Here is a 14725-nt window from a genome sequence, read left to right as displayed (position 1 = left end):
GAAAAGATCTCACAGGTTTCAGAAACCAGAGGTCTGAAGATTTTAAAGCTTAAGAATAAATAATAGATGGCAACATATACAAGAATAGAAGTAGCACAGGCAACCAAAGCAACCGGGATTGTACCGGTATTTTATCATAAAGACCTGGAAACCTGTAAAAAGGTAGTTAAGGCCTGTTATGATGGTGGGGCGAGGGTGTTTGAATTTACCAACCGTGGAGATTATGCCCATGAGGTATTTGGGGAACTCAATAAGTATGTTACTCAAAATCTGGAAGGGATGATATTGGGCGTAGGCTCTATCCTGGATGCCGGCACCACGGCATTATACCTTCAGTTGGGGGCGAATTTTATTGTTTCTCCTGTTGTTAATGCTGAAATGGCTAAAACCTGTAACCGCAGGAAAGTTTCGTGGATGCCGGGTTGTGGGTCGGTGACGGAGATTTCTTATGCGGAAGAACTGGGTGCTGAAGTGGTAAAGATCTTCCCGGGCAGCCAGGTGGGAGGGCCTGCTTTTGTAAAGGCGGTAAAAGGTCCGCTGCCATGGGCCAGTATCATGCCCACGGGCGGAGTAAGCCCTACGCAAGAAAACCTGAAAGAATGGTTTGATGCCGGAGTGCATTGTGTGGGGATTGGTTCTAAACTTTTTCAGAAAAAAGAAGACGGGAGTTTCAATTATGAAGGAATTTCAGAAAAAGTAGGATCGGCTCTTAAAATGATTGAAAGCTTTAGAAAATGAAAATTTTGAAATTTAAAAATTTATTCAACTTCCTGCTGGCCGGACTTGTTCTTTTTTCAGTATTCAGCTGTGAAAAAGATGAAAATACCCGTGTGATAAAACTTGGCCATGGATTGGATGTTACACACCCTGTGCATAAAGCAATGCTTTTTATGGCAGAACGGGTGGCAGAAAAATCCGGTGGAAAAATGCAAATCGATATTTATCCAAGTCAGCAACTTGGTTCAGAAAGAGAATGTCTTGAACTTTTGCAGATTGGAAGCCTGGGTATGACCAAGGTATCAACTGGAGTAATGGAAAACTTTGCACCGGGATTAAAAGTTTTCGGCCTGCCGTTCTTGTTTCGGGACAGGCAACATAGGTTTAATGTCCTGGAAAGCGAAATAGGGGAAGACTTCCTTAATTCCAGTATAGATAAAAGGTTAAAAGGCTTAACGTTCTATGATGCCGGAAGCCGTAGTTTTTATAGTAAAAACCCTATAGAAACTCCGGAGGACCTGGAGGGTCTTAAACTAAGGGTTATGGAAAGCCAGACGGCAATAAATATGGTGAAAAATTTAGGAGGTTCTCCCACGCCTATCGCCTGGGGCGAACTTTATACCGCACTCCAGCAGGGAATTGTTGATGGCGCTGAAAATAATTTACCCAGTTTTTACCTTTCCCGGCACTATGAAGTCTGCAAATATTTTCTTGTAGATGAACACACTGCCTTGCCGGATGAGCTGGTGATTGGGACTCCCGTATGGAATGATCTTTCTGAACAGGAGCAAAAATGGCTGAAGGAAGCTGCGATGGAGTCTTCAGAATATGAAAAGAAATTATGGAGAGCGGCTGAACTGGAAGCCCTGGAACAAATTCAAAAAGCAGGAGTTACGGTTATTGAAGCCGATAAAGAAAAATTCCGTGAAATGGTTGAGCCTATGTACAAGGAATTCAGTCAGGATCCGAAAATGGCAAAAATTATAGAAGAAATTCAGGCAGTAGAATAGTATGAAAAAAAGCTTAGACAGAGCCCTGGGGGCTATTTTGATTTTTTTAATGGCAGTAATGGTGATTGCTGTATTATGGCAGGTATTTTCCAGGTATGTAATGCAGTCGCCCAGTTCCGTAACCGAGGAGATGGCCAGATACCTTTTAATTTGGATTGGAATCCTGGGGGCGGCTTATGCCGCTGGACAGCAGGAGCATTTATCCATTAACCTGCTGGAGGAAAAATGCAATGAAAAGAATCGAAAACGTTTGAGAATTGGCATTAATGTGTTAGTAATCTTTTTTTGCCTTACGGTTTTAATCATAGGAGGCGGAAATCTGGTATATGTAAGCTATGATCTGGGGCAGCGTTCCGCAGCATTGGAAATTCCGCTGTATGTGGTCTACATGGTTCTTCCTCTAAGTGGTTTACTTATTATTATCTACAAAATTAATGAGATTTTAAATCCACAAAAGTATTTAGTATGATTTCAGAAATATTAATATTGGTAATTTCCTTTGTAGTACTTCTGGCTATAGGAGTTCCTGTTGCCTGGTCTATAGGCCTGTCCTGCCTTTTTACTATGCTGGCCTCTATAGATTCTCTCGCGGCTTTTACAACGGTTGCCCAGCGAATGGCTACAGGATTGGATAGTTTTTCCCTTCTGGCCATTCCATTCTTTATCCTGGCAGGACAAATCATGAATCAGGGGGGCATTGCCAATCGGCTCATTAATTTTGCCAAAGCACTTATTGGTTCCCTGCCCGGCGGGCTGGTTTATGTAAACGTTATTGCAGCTATGCTTTTTGGAGCAATTTCAGGCTCTGCAGTTGCGGCCGCATCTGCCATAGGAGGAATTTTAGGGCCGCCAATGGAAAAAGAAAATTACTCCCGGGAATTTGGGGCGGCTATAAATGTGACCTCTTCCACAACAGGGCTGGTTATTCCGCCTTCTAATGTACTTATTGTATATTCCCTGGCCAGTGGTGGTGTTTCTATTGCTTCACTTTTCCTTGCGGGATATTTACCAGGGATCTTAATGGGGCTCGCTTTAATGCTTGTGGCTGCAATATGGATTAAGAAGAAAAAATATCCGGCCGGGAAACCTACCAGTTTTGGAAAAATTACCACTACCTTTTTAGATGCTTTACCAAGCCTGTTATTACTTGTGGTGGTCATTGGAGGAATTGTCTCTGGCATTTTTACCGCTACAGAAGCTTCGGGAATAGCCGTTTTGTATTGCTTTATACTTTCCCTTATTTATCGTGAACTTAATCTTGATGTTCTTAAAAAAGTATTTTTAAGTTCTGTAGGGACCACCGCTATTGTAATGCTGCTTATCGCTACCTCTATGAGCATGTCCTGGGTAATGTCTTATGAGAATATTCCGCAGTCAGTAAGTGCTGCTTTGCTGAGCCTTAGTGAAAACAAATATGTTATCCTGCTTATTATCAATTTACTGCTATTGTTTGTTGGGACATTTATGGATATGACGCCTGCAGTGCTTATTTTTACGCCAATATTTTTACCGGTAATGACCAACCTGGGGGTAGACCCGGTTCATTTTGGGATCATTATGGTAATGAATTTATGTGTAGGCTTGTGTACCCCACCTGTGGGAGCCGTATTATTTATTGGTGTAGGGGTGGCAAAAACGACTATACAAAAGGTAATGAAACCTCTTTTGCCACTTTACGTGGTGATGGCCATTGTACTGCTGCTGGTCACATTTATTCCCGCTATCAGCCTTTGGCTGCCTAGTTTATTTGATTAAAACTAACCATCTTAAATTATGGAAAAAACAGAAACCAAAAGATTAAACAGGACAAATGCCAACCTAAACCAGCAACTCCCCATTAAGGTGGTCCAGTATGGAGAAGGCAATTTTCTTCGGGCGTTTGTGGACTATATCATCGATGAGTTAAATAAAAAAGCCAAATTTAATGCCGGAGTGGCTGTAGTGCAACCCTTACCTAACGGACTTGTAAATTTATTGAATGAACAAGATGGCCTCTATAACCTTTTTATGAAAGGAGTTAAAAAAGGAGAGGAAATTCAGAAAAGGGAAACAATCTCCTGTATTCAAAAAAGCATTAATCCGTATGAAAATTATGAAGCTTATCTTGATTTAGCCAAAGAAGAAGAACTGGAATTTTTGATTTCCAACACTACCGAAGCCGGGATTGCTTTTGATGAGACCGATACCCTTGAAGGAACTCCACACAACAGCTTTCCCGCAAAAGTAACTGCACTTCTTTACCGGCGCTACAAATATTTTAAAGGCGCGGCAGACAAAGGTTTGACCATTATTCCATGCGAATTAATAAATTATAATGCCGATACTTTAAAAGAAATTATCCTGAAGTACACCAACCTCTGGAAACTGGAAGAAGAGTTTGTCGGCTGGATTAAAAAGCATAACCATTTTCATAATACCCTGGTAGACCGCATTGTACCGGGTTATCCCAAAGGCGATATCGATGCTTATCAGAGCGAGCTGGAACTCGAAGATAAACTTATTGTCTCTGCGGAAGTTTTCTTATTATGGGTCATTGAGGGTGGCGATAAACTAAAATCAAAAATTCCACTTGATAAAATTGATGAAAATATTCTTGTAGTTGAGGATCTTCAGCCTTATCGCACCAGGAAAGTCCGTATTCTTAATGGTGCGCATACCACTATGGTTCCTTTTTCCATTCTCTTCGGAAATGAAACCGTAAAAGAAACTGTAGATCATCCTTTTACAGGTAAATTCATTAAAGAAGCGGTTTTTGAAGAAATAAATCCAACGCTGAAGCTTTCTAAAGAAGAACTTGATTCTTTTGCTGAAGAGGTATTTGACAGGTTTCGGAATCCTTTTATCAAACACCAGCTTTCCAGTATTGCTTTAAATAGTATTTCAAAATTTAAGGTGAGGGTGCTGCCAAGTCTATTAACTTTTCAGAAAAAATACAATCGATTACCCTTAAGGCTTACCTTTGCATTTGCCTGCCTTCTTAGATTTTATAAAGGGGAGTGGAATGGGAATAGCCTTCCGGTAAATGATGCCCCAAAAACAACTTCAGAATTAAAAAAGGCGTGGGAACAGCATAGTTACAAAGAGATTACAGAAAGCGTACTTAAAAATGAAAGCTTTTGGGGTATGGATTTAAGGGAGGTGCCGCAACTGGAGGAAAAAACAGCCCTGGCCCTCCAATTAATTGAAGCAAAAGGAATAGAAAAGGGTTTTGAAGTTTTTTCCGGAAAATTTTAAACACAAGAATTATGAAGAGTAAATTGATAAAAGTACATCCCGATGATAATGTGGCCATTGCACTGGTAGATTTATGGCAGGGCGACCGGCTTCACTTTGAGGGAGAAGAAATAATTGTATTAAATGATACGCAGGCCAAGCATAAGATCACCATGGTAGACCTGCAGCCGGAGGATAAGATTTTTATGTATGGAGTGCTCGTGGGTAAAGCCGTTTCAGAAATTAAACGAGGAGACAAACTTACTACAGAAAATGTAAAGCACCAGGCCAGCAAGACCGCTCAAAAAACAGAAACCACCGGATGGAAAGCTCCGGATGTTTCAAAATTTAAAGATCGCACATTTATGGGCTATCACCGGCCGGACGGGCAGGTTGGAACTGCAAATATCTGGTTGTTCTTTCCGCTGGTTTTTTGTGAAAACCGAAATGTGGAGTTGCTGAAGGAAGTTTTTGAAAAAGAATTGTCTTTTCATAAATCGGCTAAACAACGCCAGTTACTGCGCAACCTCATTAATGGAAAGGAAGAAGATACCACTGTAGATTTTGAAGAAGAAGAAAAGAGCATTTTTGACAATATTGAAGTTAAATTTATAACCCACCAGGGCGGATGTGGGGGAATTCGGCAGGATTCTGTCATGCTTTCAAAACTGCTAGCAGGATATGTTAATAATCCCAATGTTGCAGGAGCCACGGTACTTAGCCTGGGTTGTCAAAACTTACAGATAGATATCTTTAAAAAATCCCTGGAGGCTATCAATCCCGATATTAAGAAACCTGTGCTTATTTATGAGCAGCAGCAGGAAGGAACGGTAGATGATATGCTGAACAAGATCATACGGGATTCTTTTGAAGGCATAAAAAAAGCTAATGAAATCCAGCGGCAGCCGGCGCCATTATCTAAATTGAAATTAGGCCTGGAATGCGGAGGCTCCGATGGTTTCTCCGGAATTTCAGCCAATCCTGCCCTTGGCTATGCTTCAGATATTTTGGCCGCCCTTGGAGGATCCCCAATATTATCAGAATTCCCCGAATTATGCGGGGTAGAGCAGGAGCTGGTAAACCGCTGTGTTGATGAGGAGACGGCTATAAAATTCATGGCACTCATGAAAGCCTACGAAAACGCTGCGGAAGCTTCAGGATCAGGCTTTGACATGAACCCTTCCCCGGGAAATATAAAAGACGGCCTGATCACCGATGCCATGAAGTCGGCCGGAGCTGCAAAAAAGGGAGGCACTTCCCCTATACAGGCAGTGCTGGATTACGGGGAGTATGTCACCAAACCAGGCTTAAACCTGCTTTGTACACCGGGAAATGATGTGGAAAGTACTACAGGGCTGGTAGGTTCAGGTGCCAACGTGGTAGTATTTACCACCGGTTTGGGAACTCCTACGGGAAATCCTGTGGCGCCAATCATCAAGATGTCTTCAAACTCAATTCTTGCAGGGAGAATGCCCGATATTATAGATGTGGATGCAGGAGCGGTAATAAAAGGAGAAAAGACCATTCCCGAGATGGGAGAGGAGCTTTTTGAATATATTATAGATATAGCTTCAGGCAAAATAAAATCTAAAGCAGATGTTCTGGACCAGGATGATTTCATACCTTGGAAGCGCGGAGTTTCCCTATAGATCAAAAACATTGGGGCAGGTTCGCAATATGAATAGGAAAAAATTTTCATAATTCGGGGCAGGCCTCGGGAACTTAAACCTCTCAATAAGGGATTAAAGCATGGCAGAAAAAAAAGTATTACGGGCAGGAATAGTGGGATCAGGCTTTGCTGCCCGTTTTCATTTTGATGCCCTTCAAAGGGTATACGGGGTAAAAGTTGAAGTTGTGGGTGCTTATTCCAAAACTCCCGCGAACCTTAAAAAGTTTTCTTCTGAAAAAGGCATAAAAGCTTTTAAAAACCTGCAGGAACTTATAGCAGCTTCAGATGTACTGCATCTTTGTACGCCTCCGGTTACGCATGAGCCCCTGGCTGTGGAAATTCTTCAGCACAATAAAGATGTGATCATCGAAAAACCGCTCACGGGCTACTTTGGAAATGAGGAAGAAGAAGATTTTTCCGGCGACACTTTTTCAAGGGAAGAAGGCCTTAAACAGGCTTTAAATAGTATCCAAAATATCCTGAAAGCTGAGAAAAAAAGCAAAGGCCGCATCATGTATGCAGAAAACTGGATTTATGCTCCTGCCATCCAGAAAGAGCGGGAAGTTATAGAGAAAACCAATTCCCAGATCCTCTGGATTCAGGCCCAGCAGTCGCATTCCGGCTCTCATTCAAAAGATTATGGAAAATGGAAACGTTCCGGAGGAGGTTCTTTAATGGGGAAAGGCTGCCATCCTCTGGCCGGAGCAATTTATTTGAAGCAGGTGGAAGGCCTGGACAGGAATGGCAAACCCATCAGGCCTAAAACAGTTAGCTGCAGGACTCATGCAATCACAAGAATGCCGCATTTTGAAAATGAATTGCATTTAAGGGATTCTTATACAGATGTGGAAGATTATGCTTCCACTCATATTGTTTTTGAAGATGGCACGGTGGCCGATATTGTTGCCAGTGAATTGCTTCAGGGCGGCGTGAAGAATTACCTGGAAGTACATGCCAACAATCATCGCACGATTTGTAATCTTACCCCAAACAATGCCATGCAAACCTACAATCCCGTACATAGTAATTTTGATGACATTTATGTGGTTGAAAAAACCGGCACCAAGCAGGGATGGTCAAACATCTCTCCCGATGAAGCGTGGTTTAACGGTTATCAGCATGAAATGGAAGCATTTTACCGTACAGCGGCTTTAGATGAAAAACTGGAAAGCGGCAGCCAGCTTGCGGCAGATGTTATCGCCACAATTTATGCGGCTTACCTTTCTGCAGAGAAAAATGGAGTGGAAATTGAAATTCCCCTGGTATAAATTTTTCAGGTAGAGATTTCTTTTAGAACGCCTCTGGCTGAAGAACTTCTCACAAATAATTCAGGAGAAAGTACCACCTTTTTTTCAATGCTTACCGCCTGGTTTCCTTTTACCTGTTCCAGGAAAACCTGTGCGGCGATTTTGCCCATCAGCTGAGGAGTCTGGTCCATAGAAGTAATTGGTAGTTCCATATATTTTGTAAAAGGCTCGTTACTAAATCCCACTACGCATACCTCTTCTGGAATTTTAATATGTCTGCTTTTAAGTTCCTGGATGGCACCCAAAGCAGCGTAATCCCCCGCTGAAAATATGGCATCGGGTTTTTCATCACATTCCCATAGTTGTTCAACAGCCTGCTGTCCGCTTTCAATTGTACTATTTGTTTGAATCACGTGCAAGGGATTGTATTCAAGTTTATATTTCTTCAAAGCGTCGCGGTATCCTTCGTACCTGTTCTTGTAGATCTCCAGATTGATGTCTCCGGAAAGATGAGCAATTTTTTTACATCCTTCTTTTATTAAATGTTCGGTTGCCATGAACCCGGCTTTAAAATCGTCCAGCACTACAGCGCTTACTCCCGGAACTTCAATTTTCCTGTCGAAAAATACCAAAGGGGTATTTTCTGTCAATGCTTTTTTAATATGATCTGTGTTTTTGGTGGTTTTAGAAACCGACATAAATATGCCATCAATCTGTGTATTCAACAGGGCATTTAATTGTTCAATCTCATTCTTCACTTCTTCATGAGACTGGCATATAATTACATGATAGCCGTGTGGGGTAAGTTCTTCCTCTATGCCTCGAATAACCGAGGAGAAAAAGCTGCGATTAATATAGGGAACAATAATTCCAACGTTATTAGTTCTTCCACTCTTTAGAGCCTGTGCCAGCCTGTTTTGCTTATAATTCATTTCCAGGGCTGTTTCTGCAACTAACTTTCTGGTTTTTTCGCTGATTTTCGGATTTTGATTAAGTGCTCTGGACACAGTAGCAGCACTGATATTCAGCTTTTTGGAAATGTCATAAATGGTAACTTTTTCCTTTTGCTTCATTTAAGTTTCATAGAATTTTACATGAGCAGTTCTTAATACTTTAAAAGAAGATTATAAAAAGATTAAAAAAGTAATGCTCCGGGTAAATGATTAGATAATTCAGATTTTAAATATAAACAAATTTTCGGGATAAAGCTAAGACAATAAAGATGATGTAACCCATTACATATTGACAAAACAACTGTTCATTTTTATCAAATTATTTTTTCCTCTTAAAGGAGCTGTCTACTTCATCTTCTTCCGTGAGAAATCCCATCGCTTCTTCCTTACATAAAGAATTTACCTAAAAATTAAACTAAGCATGAATTAAAAGGAACTAATTCATCTAAAAATTTACGAAAATCGTATTTTTAAGATAAAATATTATGCTAATTAATAAAGCTTTATTAATTTAGTGCAATCGATTACAAAAATCTATTTATGAAATTAAAGCTTTTCTTCCGTTTACTTGCAGCTTGTTGCCTCCTGGGCTTCACTTTCATGATTTCCTGTAAGGCGGGTAAAACCGAAATGAATTCTGATCATGCCTGGAAAAGAGCAGATAAAATTCTAAATAATATTCAGGTGCCGGAATTTCCCGATCGCACTTTTGAGGTCTTAGATTATGGCGCAAAAGCAGATGGTATTACCAATAATTCCGAAGCATTTAAAAAAGCGATAACAGCTTGTAATGCTGCCGGGGGAGGAATGGTTTTGGTTCCTAAGGGAAAATATCTTACCGGTCCCATTCATCTTAAAAGTAACGTGAATTTTCACCTTGCTGAAGGAGCCGAAATTCTTTTTACCAAAGACAAATCGGCTTACCTTCCTGTGGTACATACTTCCTATGAAGGAGTAGAGCTCATGAATTATTCCCCGCTTATCTATGCCTATAATCAAAAAAACATTGCTGTAACCGGAAAAGGAACTTTTAACGGTCAGGCAGATAATGAAAACTGGTGGAACTGGGTTGGTAAAGATGAATATGGATATAAAGAAGGAATGCCTAAACAAACCGATGAGCAAAACCTTCCCAGGCTGCGAAAGATGAATGAGGATGCAACTCCTGTGGAGCAGCGCACTTTTGGGGAGGCTTATAACCTGCGGCCCACTTTTTTTGAACCCTTTGGTTGCGAAAACGTTCTCGTTAAGGGGGTGACCTTTACCAATGCCCCATTTTGGGTAATGCATCCCATAAAATGTAATAATGTAACCATAGACGGGGTTACCGTTAGCAGCCACGGTCCTAATAATGACGGCTGCGATCCCGAGTATTCTAAAAACGTACATATTACAAATTGTGTTTTTGATACGGGTGATGATTGTATTGCTATTAAATCTGGCCGTAATAATGACGGCAGGAGAGTGGCTATTCCCAGTGAAAATATTATTGTGGAAAACTGTGTGATGAAAGATGGGCACGGGGGAGTAGTAATGGGAAGCGAAATTTCTGCAGGCGTGCGCAATGTTTTTGTCAGAAATTGCCAGATGGACAGTCCAAATCTTGATCGTGCTATTCGCATAAAAACCAATACCCTTCGCGGCGGATTCGTGGAAGATGTCTATGTAAAAGATCTTCAGGTTGGGCAGGTAAAAGAAGCGGTGCTAAAAATTAACACCTATTACGGTATCTATGCCAACCAGGAAGGGGAATTTATTCCTACAATTAAAAATATACTGTTAGAAAATGTGGTGGTGGAAAACGGGGGAGAATACGGTCTGCTGATTAAAGGGCGGGAGCAATCCCCGGTGCAGAATGTAAAGCTTAAAAATGTTACTATTAAAAATACAGAAACTCCGTTGCAGGTTGAAAATTGCGAACCTGTAATATTTGTAAATACTACTATTAATGGCAAAGAATACTAACCAAACCAACAACTCAATAAAATTATTTGAATCATGAAAAAAATAGCTGTTTTACCTGTTTTAGCTGCCCTTGCCCTCATTTCCTGTAATGACGGGAAGAAGGATAATAATTCTTCCGAAGAGGCTGAAGATACTTTAAAGGTAAATGATTATAATTATAATACCTATGCCGAAATTTCTGTAAAAGAAGGCGGACATTGGGAAGGCCGGGAATACATAGACGGGGAATTTAAAAATGTGGATCATCTGGAGGTGCCGGAAGAGCATACAGATCATAGTTGGTTTATAAGATATGAAGGTCCGGGTTGGGAAAATTCCCGGGTGGGTTACCGGTTATACCTGGATTGGAGAAATGCCATAGACATCTTCGGAAAAAAGGTAGATACGCTGGTATTGCCTTATGTAGGGCAGGATAACTTTGATTCTTACCATGAATCGGCTCCCTGGGGCCAGGACATTCTGAAGGCTGGAAAATCTCTGGGTATTGGGGGATATGGCAGGTACATGAACGATACCGTGGCGCATTTTAGAAATGTAGAAAATACATCTGCCCAGGTAAACAATTCTGCCAGCAATTCTTCCGTAGAAATAAATTATGAAGGCTGGAGTACAGGCAAAGATACCATAGATCTCAACTCTCAAATAACTATTTATCCTGAAGGCCGGGAAATGAAGGTAGAATTGACTCCTTCCGAAGAAATTGAAGGCCTTGCCACCGGGATTGTAAAGTTTGAGGATGTTCCTTTAATGCAGAAGGAGGGAGAAAATGGAGATTGGGCTTATATCGCCACCTATGGCACCCAAACGCTGGTAAGTGATGAAGACAAGTTAGGGATGGCCATTTTTTATAAAAAAGATGAGGTGGCCCAGCAGGTAGACGGGCCAGATGACCATCTTTTAATATTTAAGCCAACTACCGGAAAGGTGACTTATTATCTTCTTGGTGCATGGGAGCAGGAAAAAGGCGGAATTACTACAGAAGAAGACTTTGTTTCAAATCTTGATGAACTCCTACAGACATTAGATTCAAACGATAATTTACAATAAGAATGATAAATTTTCAGAAAAACGTGGGTCGTTTATTTACTATACTTTTTACCATTACATGCATTATTGGCTGTAAAGATTCAAAAGAGAAGGAGGGAGAAAAAATGGCTTCTGCAGGTCAGGAAAAAATTGTTCCTGAAGACCTTAAATGGTCTGAAAGAATGATGCAGTCTGAAATCTATCGTTTCCCCGAAGCTTCAAAACTTGACTTCAGGGAAGAACCAAAATGGAGTTATACCAATGGGCTTGTTTTAAAAGCAGCACAAGAAGTGTATGAGAAAACCGGCGATGAACGGTATTATAATTATATCTATGATTTTGCGGATACCATGGTTACCAGTGATGGGGACATAAGAACTTATAAACTGAAAGATCAGAACCTGGATATGCTAAATTCCGGGAATGTATTATTGTTTCTTTATCCAAAAACAAAAGAAGGAAGATTTCTGGAAGCTTTAAGGTTGCTAAGAAGCCAGATAGATACTCAACCTCGCACTAAAGAAGGTGGATTTTGGCATAAAGAGCGTTATACCCAGCAAATGTGGCTGGATGGCTTGTATATGGCTGAACCCTTTTATGCGCATTACACCCAAATGTTCAGCGAAGGGGAAAAGGCTAAAGAAGCTTATAATGATATTGTGCATCAATTTGACCTTATCCAGGAACATACAAAAGATGAAAAAACCGGACTGCTCTATCATGGCTGGGATTCCAGCAAACAACAAAAATGGGCAGATAAGGAAACCGGGACTTCTCCTAATTTCTGGTCCCGCGCAATGGGCTGGTATGGAATGGCTATGGTAGATGTGCTGGATTATCTTCCGGAAGATCATGAAGGTCGTGAAAAAATTGTAGACTATTTAAATGAATTTGCTGAAGCCATTACTAAAGTTCAGGATGAGGAATCCGGCCTTTGGTACCAGGTTTTGGACCAGGGGGACCGGGAAGGCAACTACCTGGAAGCTTCAGGTTCTTCCATGTTTACCTACACGCTTGCTAAGGCTGCCAAAAAAGGCTATATCCCTCAAAAATACATGGAGGTAGCTGAAAAAGGATATGAAGGGATTCTCAATAATCTTATTACTGTTGAAGATAACGGAGTGGTAAACCTTAACCAGGTTTGCGCAGTCGCCGGACTCGGGGGCGATCCCTACCGTGACGCTTCCTACGAATATTATGTAAATGAAAAGATAAGGAGCAACGATCCTAAGGGAACAGGCCCTTTTATCCTGGCCAGTCTGCAACTCAACAGATAGGAAGAAACAATAGGAATGAGAAGCTTTTTGATCATCTTTTTTTCAATGTTCGCGCTGGATAATTGCGCTCAGGAAAAATATATTTCTGAAGTATGGGTGGCAGATAATGAAGATGGCACTTATACCAATCCTATTCTGTACGCCGATTATTCCGATCCTGACGTGACAAGAGTTGGAGATGATTATTATATGACTGCTTCTAGTTTTAACGCGGCGCCGGGTTTGCCCATTTTGCATTCCAAAGACATGGTGAACTGGGAGCTTATCAATTATGCCCTCCCCAAACAGGTGCCGGAAGAAACCTTTAAAATTCCGCAGCATGGTAATGGCGTTTGGGCGCCAAGTATCCGCTCCCATAATAATGAGCTTTACATTTACTGGGGCGATCCCGACCACGGAATTTATATGGTAAAGACAAACGATCCTTACGGAAACTGGGAAGAGCCGGTACTGGTAATGGAAGGCAAAGGGCTTATAGATCCTTCTCCGCTTTGGGATGATGACGGCAAAGCTTACCTGGTGCATGCCTATGCCGGTAGCCGGGCGGGAGTAAAAAGTTTACTATCTGTAAATAAAATGAATGCTGAAGGCACCAAAGTCCTGGATGCCGGGCGCCATATTTTTGACGGGCATGACGACCAGCCCACCATAGAAGGTGCAAAATTTTATAAAAGAAACGGCTATTACTACATTTTTGCCCCTGCCGGCGGAGTGCCAACCGGCTGGCAGCTGGTACTAAGGTCAAAAAATATTTATGGGCCTTATGAAGAAAAAATTGTCCTGGAACAGGGCAGTACTAGTATTAATGGTCCGCACCAGGGCGCCTGGGTGCAAACTCCGGGGGGAGAGGACTGGTTTTACCATTTTCAGGATGTGGAAGCCTATGGCCGTATTGTGCATTTACAGCCAATGGCCTGGAAAAACGACTGGCCGGTAATGGGCGAAGATAAAGACGGCAACGGCGTTGGTGAGCCGGTAAAAACTCATCAAAAACCGGATGTAGGAAAAAGTTATACTGTAGTTACTCCGGTGGAATCTACCGAATTTGAAGGCGATAGCCTGGGATTACAATGGCAGTGGAACGCGAATCCTGAAATGGTTTGGCATGCAAAACTGCCGGGGAACGATTATCTCAGGTTGTTTTCCATTAAAACTCCTGAAGATGCTCCTAACCTCTGGATGGCTCCTAATTTGTTACTACAGAAGTTTCCTGCGCCAAATTTCACTGTCACCACAAAAATCAGCCTTTTTCCGCAGGAAGCTGAAGAAGGCAAACGTGCCGGGCTAATTATAATGGGAATGGATTATGCCACTCTCACATTAACACATGATGAAGACGGATTCATCATTAAGCAAACGCAGGCTATGGATGCCATAGATGGCAAAGAGGAAGTTGCAATCGCAGAAAAGAGGATTGATTCCAATGAAATCGTTTTTCGTGTTAAAGTGAATGCGCCAGATGCCATGTGCAGGTTTAGCTACAGCGAAGACGGGAAAAACTTTACAGAAATCGGTGAACAATTCCAGGCGCAGCCGGGTAAATGGATTGGAGCCAAGGTGGGCTTGTTTAGCGTGAGTACCCGGGAAGCCAAAAGGGGCGGTTATGCCGATGTGCAGTATTTCAGGATTACCAAATAATATTTAAAAG

General features: G+C 41.6%; 12 protein-coding genes. 11 read left to right on the top strand and 1 reads right to left on the bottom strand.

The window, feature by feature from the left end:
- The first annotated feature begins 66 nt into the window (after positions 1–66).
- From AB8M93_RS05895 to AB8M93_RS05865, 7 genes are all read left to right on the top strand, one after another.
- Positions 67–738: a bifunctional 4-hydroxy-2-oxoglutarate aldolase/2-dehydro-3-deoxy-phosphogluconate aldolase gene (locus tag AB8M93_RS05895; protein WP_373056649.1), complete on the top strand. Its 672-nt coding sequence runs from the start codon at positions 67–69 to the stop codon at positions 736–738.
- Positions 735–1727 (top strand): TRAP transporter substrate-binding protein, encoded by a 993-nt coding sequence (locus AB8M93_RS05890; protein WP_373056648.1) that lies wholly within the window; start codon positions 735–737, stop codon positions 1725–1727. The genes AB8M93_RS05895 and AB8M93_RS05890 overlap by 4 nt, the downstream gene beginning before the upstream one ends.
- Position 1728: 1 nt before the next feature.
- Positions 1729–2196: a TRAP transporter small permease gene (locus tag AB8M93_RS05885; RefSeq protein WP_373056647.1), complete on the top strand. Its 468-nt coding sequence runs from the start codon at positions 1729–1731 to the stop codon at positions 2194–2196.
- Positions 2193–3482: a TRAP transporter large permease gene (locus tag AB8M93_RS05880; RefSeq protein ID WP_373056646.1), complete on the top strand. Its 1290-nt coding sequence runs from the start codon at positions 2193–2195 to the stop codon at positions 3480–3482. The genes AB8M93_RS05885 and AB8M93_RS05880 overlap by 4 nt, the downstream gene beginning before the upstream one ends.
- Before the next feature lie 18 nt (positions 3483–3500).
- Complete coding sequence (locus AB8M93_RS05875; protein ID WP_373056645.1) at positions 3501–4961, top strand: tagaturonate reductase; 1461 nt, start codon at positions 3501–3503, stop codon at positions 4959–4961.
- A gap of 11 nt (positions 4962–4972) precedes the next feature.
- Positions 4973–6589, top strand: a complete 1617-nt coding sequence (locus AB8M93_RS05870; RefSeq protein WP_373056644.1) for a UxaA family hydrolase — start codon at positions 4973–4975, stop codon at positions 6587–6589.
- Positions 6590–6689: 100 nt separating this feature from the next.
- Positions 6690–7877, top strand: a complete 1188-nt coding sequence (locus AB8M93_RS05865) for a Gfo/Idh/MocA family protein (protein WP_373056643.1) — start codon at positions 6690–6692, stop codon at positions 7875–7877.
- Between the two features lie 5 nt (positions 7878–7882).
- On the opposite strand, the gene AB8M93_RS05860 is transcribed toward AB8M93_RS05865, so the two are convergent.
- Positions 7883–8929, bottom strand: coding sequence for a LacI family DNA-binding transcriptional regulator (locus AB8M93_RS05860; protein ID WP_373056642.1), 1047 nt, complete (start codon positions 8927–8929; stop codon positions 7883–7885).
- A 420-nt stretch (positions 8930–9349) separates the two neighbouring features.
- Here AB8M93_RS05860 and AB8M93_RS05855 point away from each other — a divergent pair, with 420 nt between their 5' ends.
- Genes AB8M93_RS05855 through AB8M93_RS05840 form a run of 4 tightly spaced genes read left to right on the top strand, consistent with a single transcriptional unit; the run spans position 9350 to position 14715 of the window.
- On the top strand, positions 9350–10774 hold the full coding sequence (locus tag AB8M93_RS05855) for a glycoside hydrolase family 28 protein (protein ID WP_373056641.1): 1425 nt from the start codon (positions 9350–9352) through the stop codon (positions 10772–10774).
- Positions 10775–10807: 33 nt separating this feature from the next.
- Positions 10808–11821: a DUF4861 family protein gene (locus AB8M93_RS05850; protein WP_373056640.1), complete on the top strand. Its 1014-nt coding sequence runs from the start codon at positions 10808–10810 to the stop codon at positions 11819–11821.
- A 2-nt stretch (positions 11822–11823) separates the two neighbouring features.
- Positions 11824–13077 carry a glycoside hydrolase family 88/105 protein gene (locus AB8M93_RS05845; RefSeq protein WP_373056639.1) on the top strand — a complete coding sequence of 418 codons (1254 nt, stop codon included), beginning with the start codon at positions 11824–11826 and terminating at the stop codon, positions 13075–13077.
- Positions 13078–13092: 15 nt separating this feature from the next.
- Positions 13093–14715, top strand: a complete 1623-nt coding sequence (locus AB8M93_RS05840; RefSeq protein ID WP_373056638.1) for a glycoside hydrolase family 43 protein — start codon at positions 13093–13095, stop codon at positions 14713–14715.
- Positions 14716–14725: the final 10 nt, after the last annotated feature.

The sequence above is a fragment of the Autumnicola aciditolerans genome (genome assembly GCF_041679265.1).
In the GTDB taxonomy this organism is placed as follows: Bacteria; Bacteroidota; Bacteroidia; order Flavobacteriales; family Flavobacteriaceae; genus Autumnicola.
Note: the sequence above shows the minus strand (reverse complement) of the source record. Positions and strands in the feature narration are given on the sequence as shown.

Bases quoted from the DNA above. Each gene is read 5' to 3' on its own strand.
- AB8M93_RS05875 (WP_373056645.1), top strand. From the start codon at position 3,501: ATGGAAAAAACAGAAACCAAAAGATTAAACAGGACAAATGCCAACCTA.
- AB8M93_RS05845 (WP_373056639.1), top strand. From the start codon at position 11,824: ATGATAAATTTTCAGAAAAACGTGGGTCGTTTATTTACTATACTTTTT.
- AB8M93_RS05895 (WP_373056649.1), top strand. From the start codon at position 67: ATGGCAACATATACAAGAATAGAAGTAGCACAGGCAACCAAAGCAACC.
- AB8M93_RS05860 (WP_373056642.1), bottom strand. From the start codon at position 8,929: ATGAAGCAAAAGGAAAAAGTTACCATTTATGACATTTCCAAAAAGCTG.
- AB8M93_RS05865 (WP_373056643.1), top strand. From the start codon at position 6,690: ATGGCAGAAAAAAAAGTATTACGGGCAGGAATAGTGGGATCAGGCTTT.
- AB8M93_RS05880 (WP_373056646.1), top strand. From the start codon at position 2,193: ATGATTTCAGAAATATTAATATTGGTAATTTCCTTTGTAGTACTTCTG.
- AB8M93_RS05885 (WP_373056647.1), top strand. From the start codon at position 1,729: ATGAAAAAAAGCTTAGACAGAGCCCTGGGGGCTATTTTGATTTTTTTA.
- AB8M93_RS05890 (WP_373056648.1), top strand. From the start codon at position 735: ATGAAAATTTTGAAATTTAAAAATTTATTCAACTTCCTGCTGGCCGGA.
- AB8M93_RS05855 (WP_373056641.1), top strand. From the start codon at position 9,350: ATGAAATTAAAGCTTTTCTTCCGTTTACTTGCAGCTTGTTGCCTCCTG.
- AB8M93_RS05850 (WP_373056640.1), top strand. From the start codon at position 10,808: ATGAAAAAAATAGCTGTTTTACCTGTTTTAGCTGCCCTTGCCCTCATT.
- AB8M93_RS05840 (WP_373056638.1), top strand. From the start codon at position 13,093: ATGAGAAGCTTTTTGATCATCTTTTTTTCAATGTTCGCGCTGGATAAT.
- AB8M93_RS05870 (WP_373056644.1), top strand. From the start codon at position 4,973: ATGAAGAGTAAATTGATAAAAGTACATCCCGATGATAATGTGGCCATT.